Annotated in this window: 14 protein-coding genes; 8 read left to right on the top strand and 6 right to left on the bottom strand. The window is 71.0% G+C overall.

The genetic code is table 11. The features are described from left to right. Positions 1–17: 17 nt before the first annotated feature. The 4 genes from ACGFI7_RS41055 to ACGFI7_RS41040 all read right to left on the bottom strand — a co-directional run bounded on the left by ACGFI7_RS41055 (position 18) and on the right by ACGFI7_RS41040 (position 4,046). Entirely contained in the window at positions 18–1,061 is a 1,044-nt protein-coding gene (locus tag ACGFI7_RS41055; RefSeq protein WP_393415039.1) for a ketoacyl-ACP synthase III family protein, read from the bottom strand. A 22-nt stretch (positions 1,062–1,083) separates the two neighbouring features. Next, positions 1,084–1,335 (bottom strand): acyl carrier protein, encoded by a 252-nt coding sequence (locus ACGFI7_RS41050; RefSeq protein ID WP_393415036.1) that lies wholly within the window; start codon positions 1,333–1,335, stop codon positions 1,084–1,086. Beyond that, positions 1,332–2,330: a ketoacyl-ACP synthase III family protein gene (locus ACGFI7_RS41045; protein WP_393415034.1), complete on the bottom strand. Its 999-nt coding sequence runs from the start codon at positions 2,328–2,330 to the stop codon at positions 1,332–1,334. Before ACGFI7_RS41045 ends, ACGFI7_RS41050 begins: the two co-directional genes overlap by 4 nt. 393 nt (positions 2,331–2,723) lie before the next feature. Next, entirely contained in the window at positions 2,724–4,046 is a 1,323-nt protein-coding gene (locus tag ACGFI7_RS41040; RefSeq protein WP_393415032.1) for a cellulose binding domain-containing protein, read from the bottom strand. Positions 4,047–4,539: 493 nt separating this feature from the next. On the opposite strand from ACGFI7_RS41040, the gene ACGFI7_RS41035 reads away from it, so the two are divergent. Both ACGFI7_RS41035 and ACGFI7_RS41030 read left to right on the top strand, forming a co-directional pair. Next, a complete protein-coding gene (locus tag ACGFI7_RS41035; RefSeq protein WP_393415029.1) occupies positions 4,540–4,758 on the top strand; it encodes a hypothetical protein in 219 nt (72 codons plus the stop codon). A 300-nt stretch (positions 4,759–5,058) separates the two neighbouring features. Continuing rightward, positions 5,059–6,162 (top strand): epoxide hydrolase family protein, encoded by a 1,104-nt coding sequence (locus ACGFI7_RS41030; RefSeq protein ID WP_393415027.1) that lies wholly within the window; start codon positions 5,059–5,061, stop codon positions 6,160–6,162. 12 nt (positions 6,163–6,174) lie between these two features. On the opposite strand, the gene ACGFI7_RS41025 is transcribed toward ACGFI7_RS41030, so the two are convergent. Both ACGFI7_RS41025 and ACGFI7_RS41020 read right to left on the bottom strand, forming a co-directional pair. Further along, positions 6,175–7,377 (bottom strand): PP2C family protein-serine/threonine phosphatase, encoded by a 1,203-nt coding sequence (locus tag ACGFI7_RS41025; protein ID WP_393415025.1) that lies wholly within the window; start codon positions 7,375–7,377, stop codon positions 6,175–6,177. Between the two features lie 327 nt (positions 7,378–7,704). Beyond that, a complete protein-coding gene (locus ACGFI7_RS41020) occupies positions 7,705–8,745 on the bottom strand; it encodes a LacI family DNA-binding transcriptional regulator (RefSeq protein WP_393415022.1) in 1,041 nt (346 codons plus the stop codon). Positions 8,746–8,968: 223 nt separating this feature from the next. On the opposite strand from ACGFI7_RS41020, the gene ACGFI7_RS41015 reads away from it, so the two are divergent. The 6 genes from ACGFI7_RS41015 to ACGFI7_RS40990 are packed head-to-tail and all read left to right on the top strand — an operon-like array spanning position 8,969 to position 16,236. Continuing rightward, a complete protein-coding gene (locus ACGFI7_RS41015; RefSeq protein ID WP_393415019.1) occupies positions 8,969–10,270 on the top strand; it encodes an ABC transporter substrate-binding protein in 1,302 nt (433 codons plus the stop codon). Then, on the top strand, positions 10,267–11,199 hold the full coding sequence (locus ACGFI7_RS41010; protein ID WP_393415017.1) for a carbohydrate ABC transporter permease: 933 nt from the start codon (positions 10,267–10,269) through the stop codon (positions 11,197–11,199). The genes ACGFI7_RS41015 and ACGFI7_RS41010 overlap by 4 nt, the downstream gene beginning before the upstream one ends. Then, positions 11,196–12,023: a carbohydrate ABC transporter permease gene (locus tag ACGFI7_RS41005; protein WP_393415014.1), complete on the top strand. Its 828-nt coding sequence runs from the start codon at positions 11,196–11,198 to the stop codon at positions 12,021–12,023. The genes ACGFI7_RS41010 and ACGFI7_RS41005 overlap by 4 nt, the downstream gene beginning before the upstream one ends. A 1-nt stretch (position 12,024) precedes the next feature. Next, positions 12,025–14,598: a family 78 glycoside hydrolase catalytic domain gene (locus ACGFI7_RS41000; protein ID WP_393415011.1), complete on the top strand. Its 2,574-nt coding sequence runs from the start codon at positions 12,025–12,027 to the stop codon at positions 14,596–14,598. Between the two features lie 59 nt (positions 14,599–14,657). After that, positions 14,658–15,377 carry a 4'-phosphopantetheinyl transferase gene (locus tag ACGFI7_RS40995; protein WP_393415008.1) on the top strand — a complete coding sequence of 240 codons (720 nt, stop codon included), beginning with the start codon at positions 14,658–14,660 and terminating at the stop codon, positions 15,375–15,377. A gap of 7 nt (positions 15,378–15,384) precedes the next feature. Continuing rightward, positions 15,385–16,236 (top strand): metallophosphoesterase family protein, encoded by an 852-nt coding sequence (locus ACGFI7_RS40990; RefSeq protein ID WP_393415005.1) that lies wholly within the window; start codon positions 15,385–15,387, stop codon positions 16,234–16,236.

The raw sequence follows: 16,236 nt of genomic DNA, 5'->3' as shown, positions 1-16,236 counted from the left end.
GCGTTCGTTTCCCTTCGTCAGGCCCATGGAGGAGTGTCGAGAATCTTGAGTACGGCGCCGGAGACGGTCACTCCCGGCCCGGTGCCGAGCATCAGCAGGTGGTCGCCGGGGCCGAGCTGCCCGGTCAGGAGCAGCCGGTCGAGGGCGAGGACCTGGTCACTGGCGCCGCAGTGACCGATGGTGCGGCCGTAGTCCCAGGTCGAGCGGGACATGGGCAGGTCGAGCAGGGCCATGCAGCGCTGTTCGACGATCTCTTCGGAGTAGTTCATGAACGCCACCCGGGCCAGGTCGCCGGCCTCGATCCCGCTCTCGGCGAGCGTGCGCTCGACGACCTCCATCAACGCCCGCTGGATCGTGAACAGCGCGGCGGTGGCCTCCCCCTTGGGCATGACCTGCTGCCGGAACTGCTCGTTCCTGGCCGCGAAGCTCATCCGGCGCCCGACCGTGACGCCCGGCGGGAACAGCGGCTCGCTGCCCCGGTGCAGCTCCTCCGCCTGGGCCACCGTCGTCGTGCAGACCGACACCAGGCGGGCGAACCCGGGCTCCTTCGTGAGCACGAGCGCGCTGGCGGCGTCCCCGCCGACGTAGCCGGGCCCCATCCGCCAGCGGTCCATCAGCGGGGTGCCGTAGTTGTCGGCGGCGACCAGCAGGGCGGCCCGCCGCCCTGGCACGGCGTCCAGGTAGCCGGCCGCGAGCTCCAGGGCGATGAACATCCCGTTGCAGCCCTGCCGGATCTCGGTGGCCAGCACGTCTCCGCCGACGAGCTGCCGCTGCAGGTAGGAGTGCGGGGGCCAGCCGTCGGGCCCCTGGTGCCAGGTCGAGGCGTAGAGGAGGAGATCGAGGTCGCCCGGCGCCCGCCCGCCCCGTTTGAGCGCGCTGCGCGCCGCGTGCAACGCCATCTCCGGGGCCGGCGTGTCGCCGGCGACCACCGCCCCGGCCAGATTGTGCAGCTCGGCCTCCTCGGCTGGGTACCAGCCCTTGGCGACGGCCTTCTCGACGCTGACGACGGTCCGCGGGACGAAGGCTCCCACCCCGCTGACGTACGTGTCCGCACACCGCATTTGACTTCTGCCCTCGCCCCGGTCAGACGGATTCGAGTTCTCGGACCATCGCCACGATGGTCGCCACGTCCCGGAAGTTCTCGGGGTCGAGCTTCGCGGCGGGGATCGGCACGCCGACGTCCTTGCGCAGGAAGTTCAGCAGCCGCGCGGTGCGCAGCGAGTCCAGCAGACCCGACACGAGGAGCGGGGTCTTCTCGTCGACCTCGATGTCGTCGCCGTCCAGGACGAGGTTGTCCTGGATGAAGCCGACCAGCCGCTGCGTCAGCTCGCTCATGCCCGGGCCTCCCTGGTGACGGGAGAGGGGGACAGGACCCGGAACGCGGCCGCGGCGACGGACGTGCCCGAGCCGAAGCCGACCATGAGCAGGTGATCGCCCGCCACCAGCCCGCCGGTCGCGAGCAGGTGCTCGAAGGCGATGAACTGGTCCACCGCGCCGCAGTGGCCCACCCGCCTGCCGTAGTCCCAGGTCGTCTGGTCCTCCTCGATGCCCAGCCAGGACATCTGCCCCTCCAGGTCCTCGCGGCGGCCGTGCGGGAACGCCACCCGCGTGATGTCGGCCAGGCCGATCCCGGCCTCCTCCAGCGTCTGTTCGACCTGCTGCATCATCGTCTTCTGGATCGTCAGGTGGATCCCGGTCCCCTTGGCCTCCAGCAGCCGGCGGCGGAACTCCTCGTGCCGGTCGCCGAAGCTCAGCCCTCTGCCGACGGTGGCGTCCGGCGGGAACAGCGGGTAGGCGCCGTCGTTGACCGCGTCGGCCTCCGGGATCACCGTCGCGTTCACCGCCAGGAGCTCGGCCATGCCGTACTCCTTGCCGAGCACGAGCGCCGCCGCGGCGTCGCCGATCAGCGCGCCGGGGGTCATCCGCCAGCGGTCCACCAGCGGGGTGCCGTGGTTGTCGGAGGAGACGACCATGGCCGTCTCCCGGCCGGTGCCGGCCTGCAGGTAGCTCGCCGCCAGCTCCAGCGAGCTGATCATCCCGACGCAGCCGCTGCGGATCTCGAACGCCGGCACGCCCCCGCCGAGCAGGTGCATCTGCAGGTAGTGCTGGGGCTGCCAGCCGTTCGGGCCCTGGTGCCAGACCGACGGGTAGAGCAGCAGGTCGAGCTCGCGCGGGGAGGACTCGCCCCAGCGCTCGTACGCGTCCAGAACCGCGAGCCGTGCCATCTCGGGCGCGGGCATGTCGCCGGCCACCGCCGCGCCGATCTGCTGGAACTTCGCCACTTCTTCCTGCGGGTACCAGCCTTCGCGGACCGCTTGTCCGACGCTCACACTGTCAGGCACATGAACACCGAGACTCCTGACGAACATGTTGGGTGTACGCACACGTCCCCTAACTCATCGACGATCTGGACGGCCAACGGCATTCAGGCGGCGGAAGGCGGCTTATCCGAACGGAATTCGAGCCCCGGGATGACAGGCGGCCCCGGCCGGGGAAAACGGCTGAGAAATGGCCGGGCGGACCGCCGAGGCAAGAATAGGGGCGTACCGACGAGTAAAGCAATATCAATGCCCGCGACCCGTTCTGCGACATTCCGTGATCAGAACCCGACAGTACGTGTTGCATTTCGGAAACGCTTCTTTCCGCTTCATCTCGCTATTCGAAACGAATGCGGCGGCGGCGCCGGGCCGTTCCATTCAGTTCAGGCCCGGCGCCGGGCCGTCTCAGGCGGGCACTCGCGTACAGACGGTGTTGTTGAGTTTGAACTGGGCCGGAATCTCGTTCGTCCCGGTGGCGGTGGCCGAGAAGCCGAAGCTCTGGCTGGAGCCGGGGCCGATGTAGGAGTTGTGGCCGGCGTCGCGGGCGGCCACCTGGGCGCCGGTCTGGGTCACCACGGCGTTCCAGGCGCTCGTGATGTGCTGGTTGCCCGGCCAGGTCCAGGTCACGGTCCAGCCTTCGACGGGGGTCGTGCCGGTGTTCCGCACGGTCACGCTGCCGTTGAAGGCGCCGTTCCAGGCGCCGGTGGCGTAGGTGACCTCGCAGGAGGTGCCCATCTTGAGCCCGCCGCGCAGGAAGGTCGCGAAGTTGGCCCAGGTGGGGTTCAACGTGCCGGTGCGCACGGTCTCGGAGCAGTTGGCGGTGGTGCGCACGGTCTCCTGGCCGTACTGGGCCGGGTCCATGATCTGGGGCATCATGTGGTCCGCGCCGGGCACCGAGACGAACGTGGCCCTGCCGCACTGAGACTTGATCCTGTTGTAGAGCAGGACACTCTGGCCGTGCGGCACCAGGAAGTCGGCCTGGCCGTGCAGGAACATCAGCGGCGGGTCGTTGGCGTCCGCGTAGGTCATCGGGTTGGCCTGGGCCACCTGGGCCGGGCAGGTCTGGATCGGGCAGCCGACCAGGAGCGATTCAGGCGAGGCGGGAGAGTCGTGGTCGAGCCCGCCGGTCGGCAGGTTCTGCGCGTTCATCTGCAGGAAGTCGGTCGGGCCGTAGAAGGCGAGCCCCACCTGCACCGCGCTGGAGACCCCGGGGGTGCCGACGGTGCCCTCCATCGCGGCCACGCCGCCGGACAGGGTGGCCATCTCCGTCAGCCAGCCGCCGGAGGAGTCGCCCATGATGGCGAAGCGGTTGGGGTCGATCTGGTACGTGGCGGCGTTCGCGCGCAGCCACCGGATGGCGGCCTTGACGTCGTGCACCTGGGCCGGGAAGACGGCCTGGGCGCTGGAGCGGACGCTGACGCCGGCCACGGCGAAGCCCAGCGGGTTGAAGATCTCCGCGATCGCGTCGGCGCCGGTCTTGCCGTCGTCGCTGGTCCACGCCGAGCCGCTGTGCCAGATCAGCAGCGGCCGGGGCGTGATGCCGGTGGACGGCAGGTAGAGGTCCAGCAGATGCCCCCTGCTCTCTGCCGGTTGCGCGGGCGCGTAGGCGATGTCACTGATCACCTGCGTGGCGTGCGCCGGCGGCGCGAACGCCGCTGACACGCCGACGGCGGCCAGCACGGTCGTCGCCATGGCGGCGATCATGGCCGTGCGGATTCGAGCTTGCATGGTGCGACTCCGGTTGGTCGGATGGTCGCCGCTCCCCGGTCGCCGTCCGTGTCTCCCCCGTGCCGGAGCAGCCGCGATCAGCACGCCGACCGTAGCGCCTGCGAGAACAACGTCCTGCTCGAGTGTCGCGGGTCACATCTATATGGGCGGGGAGACGATATGACACCTAAGTCGCGATGGTCAAAGTTTTCTGCACTTCGCCGCGATCGGCTTGGAAAAGTGGCATAAATCGTACTTTGTGGAGCAATGAGCGCGAAGGTCGTCCAGAGCAGCCATGCCATGCACAGGCGGTCGGATACGCACCCACGGGACCTTAAGCGGCCCCTCGGGAAGCGACACCGGCCTTACCGGCAGTAAACACGCGCGAAATCCCGGGGGCCGCTTCATGAAAGTTTCATCCCTTTCCCGCGACCGGTCCGGCGTGACAAACTTTCTGGCGCGGGGTCAGTGATACTGTCCACCCTGACGATCACCCCCCGTCGCAGGAGGACGAATGCGAAAGGCACGCGCTGTTCTCGTCTCGGCCGTCATGGTTCTCGGAGTGTCGCTGACGATCGGCGCCGCCCCGGCGCACGCCGAGAAACTGGTCGGCGTCTTCAGGGACTATTCGGAGTGTCAGCGGATCGGCACCCACGGCATCACCCACGACTGGTGGAACGGCTACACGTGCGAGTGGGAGGGCCGCTACCGCTACTACTTCCTCTACGCGTGACCTGCTGAACCGCACGCACCCCCGGCTCAGGGAGGCCGGACCGGGGGGCGTGTGCCCCTCCCTCCAGACGCATGGAAGGAGGATGGCGGCTTGTTCACCAGGGGGCCGGAGTGTCGAGCCCGTTCATCGACTTCGACGTGTATCTCGTCCGCGTCGCCCTCGACCGCCCGGGAAGCGCCTGGCAGATCCGGATCGCCAACGAGGACCAGGGGAAACCCGGGGGCGAACGGTTCCCACGCGGAAAGAACTCTTCCGCATTCGTTCGTACGGTGGGCTCATCGAGGCAGAAGGAGGCTCCCGATGAGCATCGAGCCGTTCACCATCGCGATCCCGCGCTCCGCCGTGGACGACCTGGCGGACCGGCTGGCGAAGACCCGCTGGCCCGACGAGATCCCCGGGGTGGGGTGGAGCCGCGGCGTGCCCCTGGAGTTCCTGCGGGAGCTGGCGGAGCACTGGGGCTCGGGCTACGACTGGCGTGCGGCCGAGGCGCGGCTCAACGCGTTACCGCAGTTCACCACCGAGATCGACGGGCAGCGGATCCACTTCCTGCACCTCCGCTCGGACGACCCCGAAGCCCTGCCGCTCGTGCTCACGCACGGCTATCCCAGTTCGTTCGCCGAGTTCACCACCCTCATCGGGCACCTGCGGCAGCACTTCCACCTGGTGGTGCCGTCGCTGCCCGGCTTCGGCTTCTCCACCCCGGTGCGCGAGCAGGGCTGGGCGATGAGCCGCACCGCCCGGGCCTGGGCCGAGCTGATGCGGCGCCTCGGCTACGACCGCTACGGGGTGCACGGCGGCGACGTCGGCGCGGGCGTCTCGGGCATGGTGGCGAGCTTCGACAGCGAGCACGTCGTGGGGGTCCACGTGGTGACCGACCCGCTCACGGCGGCGAACACGGCCACCTTCATCCCCGGCATGGCCGACCGGCTCGACCCGGAGGACCCGGTGGACAAGCTGGTCCTGGAGCGGATCGCGGCGTTCACCGGCGACGGCAGCGGCTACCTGGCCATCCAGAACACCCGGCCGCAGACCATCGGCTACCTGCTCAACGACTCGCCCGTCGGCCAGCTCGGCTGGATCGCCGAGAAGTTCGAGGAGTGGACCGACCTGCCGTACGACCGGGACCTGCTGCTCACGAACGTGAGCCTCTACTGGTTCACCGGCACGGGCATCTCCGCCGCCCATTACCTGTACGAGCAGGCCCACTCCTCCGACTGGGCGCCGCCGGCCGCGGTGCCGCAGGGGTTCTCGGTCTTCAGCGCCGACGCCTCGGTCCGCAAGCTGCTCGCCCCGGCCGCCGACGTCTTCTGGGTGGAGCACGGGCGTGGCCTGCACTTCCCGGCCATGGAGGCGCCGGAGGCGCTGGCCGCGGATCTGCGTGCCTTCTTCGGCGACCTGAAGTGACGCGCGTGCCGGTCAGAGGGTGAGCTGCCGGTGCCGCCGGCTCGCCCACTCGACCGTCAGCACGGTGGCGTCGTCCTGAAGCCCTTCCCGCTGGTGCTCCAGGATGTTCTGGATCAGCCGGCGCAGCGTCTCGGGGGCCGACATGCCGTCGGCCTCGCGGCGGACGATGAAGTCGACGAAGCGCTGGAGCCCGAACACCTCCCCGTCCGGGCTCCTGGCCTCGACGATGCCGTCGGTGTAGAACACCAGCCGGTCCCCGGGCTCCAGCTGGTAGTGCAGCAGGCCGGTGACGAGATCGAGCCCGATCCCCATCGGCGGATCGGGCTTGCCGTCCAGCGCGGCCACCTTCCGTCCGTCGCGGATCACCAACGGCGGGTGGTGACCCCGGTTGACCCAGTTCAGCCGGCCCGTGCGCAGGTCGAGGTCGGCCAGGATGCCGGTGGCGAAGCGGCCGGTGAACTCGCCGGCGATGGCCGCGTCGATCGCCCGGCTGGTGGCGGGCAGGTCCGCGCCCTGGCGGCGGCTGCTGCGTCCGGCGCCCACGGCGACGGTGGAGGTCAGCCCGGCCGAGGTGTCGTGCCCCATGGCGTCGAAGATCGACACGTGCAGCGTGTCGCCGTCGATGGCGAAGTCGTAGGCGTCCCCGCCCACCTCGTAGGCGGGCTCCAGCGCGGCGCTCACCACCACCTTGTCGTTGGCGAAGGTCCCCGGCGGGAGCAGGCTCCACAGCACCTCGGCCGACACGCTCATCGGCCGGGCGCGCACCCGCCGGGCGTGGGAGTCGCTGTGCGGGCGCTTGCTGACCACCAGCAGGGCGATCAGCGACGCCAGCCGCACGGCGAGCGTCTCGGCCTCCGGCGCGGCCCGCGGCACGGTCACCCCGAGGACCCCCACCCGCTCGGTGCCGTCCAGCACCGGCACCCACAGCCGCCGCGTCGCCTCTCCTCCGGCGGCCCGGACGACTTTTACGTCGCGGAAGGCCCGGCCCGGCAGAGTGCCGTCGATGCGGAGCGGCCGCAGCGGCCGGCCGGCCGCGTCGCCCTGCCCGGGCAGCGGCACCAGGTTCTGCTGTTGCAGGTCGGCGACGTAGATCAGGGTCCGGGAGAGGCCGGCCGCCCGCGCGTACTCGGCGATCCGGCCCGGCAGGTCCTCCATCGCGGACAGATGGTTGACCTCCAGCAGGCCGCCCAGCATGCGGTTGCCATCACTCGTCATCGCGGCGCGCCTTCCCGGGGGGACCTTCTTCCTACCGTAGGCCGCTGCCCGTGATGCCCGGGCCCGACGTCCCGGCGGTCGAAGGACGGGACGGCCAAGAATACCGACATCACGGGGCGCGGACACGGCGCCGCGGGCGGTCCGCGACCAGGCTGGGTGACATCGGGGCGCCGTCGGAGGCGGCCCGCTCACCAGAGGAGAACTCCATGATGTCGCGCATCACGTGCCGCCGACGGGTCTGGCGCTGGGACGCCCGCACCCGCGATCACCACCGGCCCGCCCGATCCCGGCGGATCCTTCTGGGCGCCGTGCCGCGGCGCGGGCGGATCACGGGGTCGAGGGCGGGGCCGTGGAGCGGCGGGACACCAGCGTCGGAGTGACCGAGAACCGGACCGCGGACGTCCGGCCGGCGATGCGTTCGAGCAGCAGCCGGCCCGCGGTCCTGCCCATGACGTCGCCGTCCTGGTCGACGGTGGTCAGCGCGATGTGCGCGAGACCGCTCACGCGGGCGTTGTCGTACCCGGCCACGGAGACGTCGCCGGGCACGGCCAGGCCCGCCTCGTGGATGGCGGCGAGCGCGCCGAAGGCGGCCGCGTCGGTGCCGGCGAAGATCGCGGTGGGGCGCGGGTCGCGGGTGAGGAGCTCCCGCGCGCCCCGGTAGCCGCCTTCCTCGCTGTAGGAGGTGGCGACGACGTCGACGTGCCCGGCCAGGCCGTGCTCGCCCATCACCCGCTCGTACGTCCTGGCCCTGATCGTCTGCAGCAGGGCGGCGCCGCGCCGGGGCAGGCTGTCCTTCTGCGTGATGTGCGCGATGCGCCGGTGGCCGAGCCCGATCAGGTGCTCCACCACCAGCTCGGCGCCGACCTCGTCGTCGTCGAGCACGCAGTCGTAGACCACCGAGCGGTCGTGGCGGCCGAGCACGACCGTGGGGGTTTCCTGCGCCATCCGTTCGAGCTGCGTCTTGGTGCAGCACGGGGCGACCCACAGGATGCCGTCGACCTGCCGGTCCACCAGGGCGTCGTTCGCGCGGCGCTCCGCCTCGGGGTCGCTGCCGCCGCTCTGGACCATGATCGCTTGATAGTCGCTGCGGGAGATCTCCTCGATCAGGCCGTCGAGGATGTCGGCGAAGAACGGGTTCCTGATGTGCGGCAGCAGCACGCCGATGGTGAAGGTGCGCCCGCGCATGGCCCGGGCCGCGTTGTGCGGCCGGTAACCCAGCTCGTCGATGGCGGCCTGCACCTTGTCGCGCATCGCGCCGCTGACGCCGTAGGCGTTGCGCAGCACCTTCGACACCGCGGTGGTGGACACCTGGGCGCGTCTGGCGACGTCGACGATGGTCACCCTGCGCTGCCTGTCCGGTGTGACCATGCGCCGCCCTTCCTCGACCTGCCGTCGTACGAGCCAGGCGCATCGTACGGGATGGGCAACGTTACCCATAAATCACCATCGGATGGACAAATGCCCTTCCATTGACGTCGGTCACGATTGGGGACCGTTCGCCGGTTCGATGCTTGACGACCCTCCGGGTAACGCCTACGTTAACTGCCATCGGGGGACGTTTAAAACGTTTCAACGAACCCGGAGGGGCGTTGTGAAGACCTCGCACCGCGTGTCGGGAGCGGCTCTGGCCGTGCTCGTGATGGCGGCTCTGACCTCCTGCGGCTCCGATTCCGGAACCGCAGCCGACGGCACGGTCACCCTGAAGTTCCTCGTCGACAACAGCCAGGCCACCGTGGACACCGCCAAGGCGCTCACGGACTCTTTCATGAAGGCCAACCCGAACATCAAGATCGAGACGGAGATCCGGCCGGGCGGGAGCGAGGGAGACAACATCGTCAAGACGCGGCTGTCGACCGGCGACATGTCCGACGTCTTCTGGTACAACTCCGGCTCGCTGCTGCAGGCGCTCAACCCGGGGCAGACCCTGGTCGACCTCACCGGCGACGCGGTCCTGGCCGACGTGCAGAAGGACTTCCTGCCCGTGGTGAGCCAGGATGGCAAGGTCTACGGCGTGCCCGCCGGCACCGCCATGGGCGGCGGCATCCTCTACAACCGCAAGGTGTACGACCAGTTGGGCCTGCGGGTGCCCAAGACGTGGGCCGAGTTCATGGCCAACAACGACAAGGTCAAGGCGGCCGGGATCACCCCGGTGATCGGCACGTTCAAGGACACCTGGACCTCGCAGCTGCTCGTGCTCGGCGACTACTACAACGTCCAGGCCGCGGTGCCGACCTTCGCCCAGGACTACACGGCCAACAAGGCCAAGTTCGCCACCACGCCCGCGGCGCAGGCCGGGTTCGATCATCTGGCCGAGGTGCACGCCAAGGGCCTCATGCAGGAGGGCTTCGGCTCGGCCGTCGCCGACCAGGGCATGAAGATGCTGGCCGAGGGCAAGGGCGCGCACTACCCGATGCTGAGCGCGATGCTCCCGCCGCTGCTGGCCACCATGCCGCAGGCCGCCACCGACGTCGGCTTCTTCGGCATCCCCGGCACCGACCCCGCCAAGCACGGGGCCACGATCTGGGAGCCCGCCGGCCTCTACATCCCCAAGACCACCGAGAAGCTGGAGGCGGCCAAGACGTTCCTGGCCTACGTCGCCTCGCCGGCCGCCGCCGACGCGCTCAACAAGGCCGTCCCACCGGCCGGGCCGTACCGGATCAGCGGGGCCGAACTGCCCGAGGACGCCATCCAGGCCGCCAAGGACCTGCAGACGTACGTGGACGAGAGCCGCACCGCCCCGGCCCTGGAGTTCCTCTCCCCCGTGAAGGGCCCGTCGCTGGAGCAGATCACGGTCGCCGTCGGCTCCGGGCTGACCTCGCCCGCCGAGGGGGCCGCCCAGTACGACAAGGACGTGGAGAAGCAGGCCAAGCAGCTGGGGCTCGCGGGGTGGTGACCGAACAGGCCGCCGGGCCCCGCACGGGGCCCGGCCCGGCCCGGGGGCAGCGGCGCGCCCGCCCGAATCCCCGGCGCCGATCGGCCTACCCGTACACGCTGTACCTGCCCGCCGCGGTGGTGTTCGTGGTCATCTTCCTGGTGCCGACGGTGCTGGCGTTCTACTTCGCGCTGACCCGCTGGACGCTGTTCGACAGCGAGTTCGTCGGCCTGCAGAACTTCCGCGACTTCCTGGACGAGCAGAACCTGCGCATCGGCTTCCAGAACACGATCATCTACGCGGTGGTGACCAGCGGGCTCAAGGTGGTGCTCGGGCTGCTGCTCGGCGTGCTGCTGACCTCGCGGCTGCGGCTGCGCGGGTTCCTGCGCTCGGTGGTGTTCTTCCCGACGCTGGTCTCCACCGTCGCGGTCGGCATCACCTTCGCCATGCTGCTCAAGCCGCAGACCGGCCTGGTCAACCAGGCGCTCGCGCTGGTCGGCGTCGACGGCCGCGACTGGCTCGGCGACGCCACCACCGCGCTCCTGTCGGTGGCGCTGGTGGACGTGTGGAAGGGGGTCGGCCTGGCCACCGTGATCTACATCGCCGGCATCATGTCGATCCCGGCCGAGTACTACCAGGCCGTGGCCGTGGACGGGGGCGGGGCCTGGCACCGCTTCCGGCACATCACGCTGCCGCTGTCGTGGCCGGCCACCTACTCGGTGATCATCCTGTCGTTCATCGGCGGGCTGCGCTCGTTCGACCTGATCTGGACGATGACCCGCGGCGGCCCCGGCTTCACCAGCGACACCATCGCCTCGATCATCTACAAGCAGTATCAGGCCGGCTTCTTCGGCCTGTCGACCGCGGGGAACGTGCTGCTGTTCCTCATCGTCGCGGCCATCGCCGTGCCGCTCAGCCACTTCCTCGGCAAGAGGCAGGTCACCACATGACAGCACTGAGAAGGCTCGGCGGCGAGGCCGTCGCGCTGGTCCTGGCCACCGTGATCTTCCTGGTCCCGTTCGCGCTCATGCTGCTGACCGCGGTCAAGGACCAGACGCAGGCCGTCGACCTCGACTTCGCCTGGCCCACCAGCTGGCCGGTGGTCGAGAACCTCATCGCCGTGGTCGAGGCCCGCGACTACGTCCTGCTGCGCGCGTACGTCAACAGCACGATCATCACCGTGGTCTCCGTGACGGCGCTCGTGATCCTCGGCGCCATGGCCGCGTTCGTGCTGCAGCGCCGGCCGGGCAAGGTCGCCAGGCTGGCCGACTTCCTCGTACTGGCCGGGCTGATCATCCCGCCCGCGGTGGTGCCGACCATCTGGCTGCTGCAGTCGATCGGCCTGTTCAAGACCCTGCCCGGCATGATCCTCGCCGAGATCGCCTTCAACCTGTCGTTCGCCATGCTGCTGTTCAGGGCGTTCATCGCGGCCATCCCCCGCGAACTGGACGAGGCCGCGCAGATCGACGGCTGCGGCGGGTTCCGGCTGTTCTTCCAGGTGATCTTCCCGCTGCTGCGTCCGGTGACCATCACGGTCATCCTGGTCAGCTCGGTCAACATCTTCAACGACTTCGTCAACCCGCTCTACCTGCTGCCCGGCGAGGAGAACGCCACCGTGCAGGTGACCCTCTACAACTTCCAGAGCCAGTACACCACCCAGTGGAACCTGCTGTTCATGGACATCGTCCTGATCACCATCCCGCCGCTGCTGCTGTTCGTCTTCTTCAACCGCAAAATCGTCGCCGGCATGACCGCGGGCGCTATCAAGGGATGACATGACCTCTCCGCACCTCACCGCCCCCACGTTCGAGCACCACCGCGACCCTGTCGGCATCGGCGAACCCGAGCCGCGCCTGTCCTGGACCGTCACGACCGACATCCCGGGCTGGGTCCAGCGGGCGTACGAGATCGAGTACGACGACGGCGCCGGCACGGGCCGCGTCGAGTCCGCCGAGTCGGTGCTGGTGCCCTGGCCGGGACCGGCGCTGGGCTCACGGGAGCGGCGCGGCGTGCGGGTGCGCGTGCACGGCGCCGACGGCTCGGCGAGCGACTGGAGCCCCTGGTCGTTCGTGGAGGCCGGGCTCCTGGAGCCCGCCGACTGGCGGGCCGGGGCCGCCGCGCCGCCGCCGGAGCTGCTGGGCGTCCCCGACGGCCCCGCCCTGCTGCTGCGCCGCGCCTTCGAGCTGCGCGGCCCGGTCGAGCGCGCCCGCCTGTACGTCACCGCCCACGGCGTCTTCGAGGCCGAGATCAACGGCCGGGTCGTCGGCGAGGACGTGCTCGCCCCCGGCTGGACCAGCTACCACCACCGGCTGCGCTACCGCACCCACGACGTCACCGCTCTGCTGCGTGAGGGCGGCAACGCCATCGGCGCCACCCTGGCCGACGGCTGGTACCGCGGCCGCGTCGGCTTCCTCGGCGGCAAGACCGACATCTACGGTGAACGCACCGCCCTGATCGCCCAGCTGGAGATCGTCTACGCCGACGGCGTCACCGACGTGGTGGTCACCGACGGCGCCTGGCGCTGCGCCCCCGGGCCGGTGACCGCCGCCGGCTTGTACGACGGCGAGCGGTACGACGCCCGCCTGCTCCCCTCGGGCTGGTCCGAGCCCGGTTTCGACGACTCCGCCTGGCTGCCCGCCGACACCCTCGACCACGACGCGTCGCTGCTGGTCGCGCCCACCGGCCCGCCCGTGCGCCGCACGCAGACGGTGAGCCCGGCCGAGGTGCTGACCGGCCCGGACGGGGAGACCATCCTCGACTTCGGCCAGAACCTCGTCGGCCGCCTGCGCATCCGCGTGCAGGGCCCCGCCGGGCACGTCGTCACCCTGCGCCACGCCGAGGTGCTGGAGAACGGCGCGCTCGCCCTGCGGCCGCTGCGCGAGGCCGCCGCGCTCGACCAGTACACCCTGCGCGGCGACGCCGGGCCGGAGACCTACGAGCCACGCTTCACCACGCACGGCTTCCGCTACGCCCAGGTCGACGGCTGGCCCGGGACGCTCGACCCGGCCGACGTCACGGCGGTCGTCTGCCACACGGACATGCTGCCGATCGGCTCGTTCGACTGCTCCGACCCGCTGCTCAACCGCCTGCACGCCAACGTCGTGTGGAGCATGCGCGGCAACTACGTGGACCTGCCCACCGACTGCCCGCAGCGCAACGAGCGCCTCGGCTGGACCGGCGACATCCAGGTCTTCGCCCCCGCCGCCGCCTTCCTCTACGACTGCGCGGGACCGCTGTCGTCCTGGCTCGCCGACCTCGCCGCCGAACAGGCCGAGGTGGGCACCGTGCCGCCCTACGTGCCGTGGGTGCCGGTGCTGTTCGACGCCCTGCCCACCGCCGCCTGGGGCGACGCCGCGGTGCTCGTTCCGTGGACGCTGTACGAGCGCACCGGCGACCTCGGCATCCTGCGCGCCCAGTACGGGAGCATGACCACCTGGGTGGACCAGATCGCCTCCCTCACCGGCGCGGGCCACCTGTGGGACGAGGGCTTCCAGTTCGGCGACTGGCTCGACCCCGCCTCTCCCCCGGACGACCCCGGCAAGGCCCGCACCGATCCCGCGCTCGTCGCCACCGCCTACCACGCCTGGACGGCCCGCGTCGTGGCGGACGTGGCGGCGCTGCTCGGCCACGACGCCGACGCCGCCCGCTACGCCGACCTGGCCGCGCGGGTACGGCGGGCGTTCCGGGACGAGTTCGTCACCCCGTCAGGACGGCTGGCCTGTGACACCCAGACCGCCTACGCCCTGGCCCTCTGCCTGGACCTGCTGGAGGGGCCGCAGCGCGAACGCGCCGGGCGGCGGCTGGTCGAGCTCGTCGCCGCCGACGACCACCGCATCGGCACCGGCTTCGTCGGCACCCCGCTGATCTGCGACGCCCTCTGCTCGGTCGGCGCCCACGACACCGCGTACAAGCTGCTCACCCAGCGCTCGTGCCCGTCCTGGCTCTATCCGGTGACGATGGGCGCCACCACGATCTGGGAGCGCTGGGACAGCATGCTCCCCGACGGCTCGGTCAACCCCGGCGAGATGACCTCGTTCAACCACTACGCCCTCGGCGCGGTCGCCGACTGGATGCACCGCACCGTCGCGGGCCTGGCCCCGGCCGAGCCCGGCTACCGCCGGATCGCCGTCCGCCCGCGTCCCGGCGGCAGGCTCACCCACGCCCGCGCCACCCACCGGACCCCGTACGGCGAGGCGGAGGTGGCGTGGCGGCGCGACGGGGACCGCGTGACGGTCACCGTCCGCGTCCCGCAGCACACGACCGCCGTCGTCGACCTGCCCGGCGAACCCGTCGCCGAGGCCGGCCCGGGACAGCACGTCTTCCACTGCGCCTGCCCGGACCCGGCCTGATCGTCCGGCCGGTCGGCGGTCCGCCGACCGGCCGATCATCCCGAGGTTACGATCACCGCATGAACCCCCCTGCCGGAGCGCCCTCGGTGATCGCGGAAGTGCTGCCCGACGTGGTCGGGGTCGAGGCCTTCGCCGACGACCTCGACGTGCCGCTCTTCCCCGAGGAGGAGGCGTTGCTGACCAGGTCGGTGGAGAAACGGCGCAGAGAGTTCACCACCGTGCGGGCCTGCGCCCGCGCCGCCCTGGGCCGGCTCGACGTGCCGCCGTCCCCCATCCTTCCCGGCCTGCGGGGCGCGCCGATCTGGCCGTCGGGGATCGTGGGCAGCATGACCCACTGCGACGGGTACCGCGCGTGCGCCGTCGCCCGGAAGACCGAGGTGCTCACGCTCGGCATCGACGCCGAGCCCAACCGGCCGCTGCCCGACGGGGTGCTGGACACGGTGTCCGACGCGGCCGAGCGGGCCTGGATCGCCGGCCTGCTGCGGGCCGATCCGCGGATCTCCTGGGACCGGCTGCTGTTCAGCGCCAAGGAGGCGGTCTACAAGGCGTGGTTCCCGCTCACCCGGCGCTGGCTCGGGTTCGAGGACGCCACCGTCACCGTGCGGCCCGACGAGCGCACGTTTCACGCGCGGCTGCTGGTGGACGGGCCGGTGTCCGGCTTCACCGGCCGGTGGACGGTCTCGCGCGGGCTGGTCGTGACCGCCATCCGTGTCCTGGCCGGGCGTCCGACCCCTATCCTTCGTCCCGGACCGGGACGCCCGCCGGGCCCGAGCTTATGATCGCTCTGTGAGCCCCCCGCCGAGCCTGCTGGCCATCAGCGACCTCCATGTGCGGTATGCCGAGAACCGGCAGCTCGTGGAGGGGCTGCGGCCCCGTTCGAGCGGCGACTGGCTGCTGGTGGCCGGGGACGTCGGCGAGTACGTCGCGGACGTCGCATGGGCGCTGGGCCTGCTCGCCTCCCGCTTCGCCAAGGTGGTGTGGGCCCCGGGCAACCACGAGCTGTGGACCCCGCCGGACGACCCCGTGCAGCTGCGCGGCCAGGCCCGCTACGAGCACCTGGTGGAGCTCTGCCGCGGCCTGGGGGTGACGACTCCCGAAGATCCCTATCCGGTCTGGGACGGGCCCGGCGGGGCCGTCACCGTGGCGCCGCTGTTCCTGCTGTACGACTACACCTTCCGCCCCGAGGGCGCCTTCACCAAGGAAGCGGGCCTGGCCCGCGCCTACGAGGCGGGCGTGGTGTGCTCCGACGAGTTCCTCCTGCATCCGGACCCCTACACGAGCCGCGACGCCTGGTGCCAGGCCCGGGTCCGGCTCACCGCGGCCCGGCTCGACGCGGTGCGCGGCGGCCCGCCCCCTGTGCTGGTCAACCACTTCCCCCTGGTCCGCGACCCGACGCGGGTGCTCCGCCATCCGGAGTTCGCGCTCTGGTGCGGCACCCGCCTGACCGCCGACTGGCATCGGCGCTACCAGGCCGCCTCCGTCGTCTACGGGCATCTCCACATCCCCCGGACCACCGTCCACGACGGCGTGCCGTTCGACGAGGTGTCCGTCGGCTACCCGCGGGAGTGGCGGCTCTTCGGCTCCCAGCCCACCTACCGCCAGATCCTGCCCACCAGGCAGACCGAACGCGCCTGGTGA

This window comes from Nonomuraea sp. NPDC048826, assembly GCF_043198225.1.
Taxonomy (GTDB): Bacteria; Actinomycetota; Actinomycetes; order Streptosporangiales; family Streptosporangiaceae; genus Nonomuraea.
This window is presented reverse-complemented; position numbering and strand designations above follow the sequence as displayed.

What these genes read in the sequence shown, in the direction of transcription:
- ACGFI7_RS41055 (WP_393415039.1), bottom strand. Translation starts at nt 1,061, where the DNA reads ATGCGGTGTGCGGACACGTACGTCAGCGGGGTGGGAGCCTTCGTCCCG.
- ACGFI7_RS41050 (WP_393415036.1), bottom strand. Translation starts at nt 1,335, where the DNA reads ATGAGCGAGCTGACGCAGCGGCTGGTCGGCTTCATCCAGGACAACCTC.
- ACGFI7_RS41040 (WP_393415032.1), bottom strand. Translation starts at nt 4,046, where the DNA reads ATGCAAGCTCGAATCCGCACGGCCATGATCGCCGCCATGGCGACGACC.
- ACGFI7_RS41035 (WP_393415029.1), top strand. Translation starts at nt 4,540, where the DNA reads ATGCGAAAGGCACGCGCTGTTCTCGTCTCGGCCGTCATGGTTCTCGGA.
- ACGFI7_RS41030 (WP_393415027.1), top strand. Translation starts at nt 5,059, where the DNA reads ATGAGCATCGAGCCGTTCACCATCGCGATCCCGCGCTCCGCCGTGGAC.
- ACGFI7_RS41025 (WP_393415025.1), bottom strand. Translation starts at nt 7,377, where the DNA reads ATGACGAGTGATGGCAACCGCATGCTGGGCGGCCTGCTGGAGGTCAAC.
- ACGFI7_RS41020 (WP_393415022.1), bottom strand. Translation starts at nt 8,745, where the DNA reads ATGGTCACACCGGACAGGCAGCGCAGGGTGACCATCGTCGACGTCGCC.
- ACGFI7_RS41005 (WP_393415014.1), top strand. Translation starts at nt 11,196, where the DNA reads ATGACAGCACTGAGAAGGCTCGGCGGCGAGGCCGTCGCGCTGGTCCTG.
- ACGFI7_RS41000 (WP_393415011.1), top strand. Translation starts at nt 12,025, where the DNA reads ATGACCTCTCCGCACCTCACCGCCCCCACGTTCGAGCACCACCGCGAC.
- ACGFI7_RS40995 (WP_393415008.1), top strand. Translation starts at nt 14,658, where the DNA reads ATGAACCCCCCTGCCGGAGCGCCCTCGGTGATCGCGGAAGTGCTGCCC.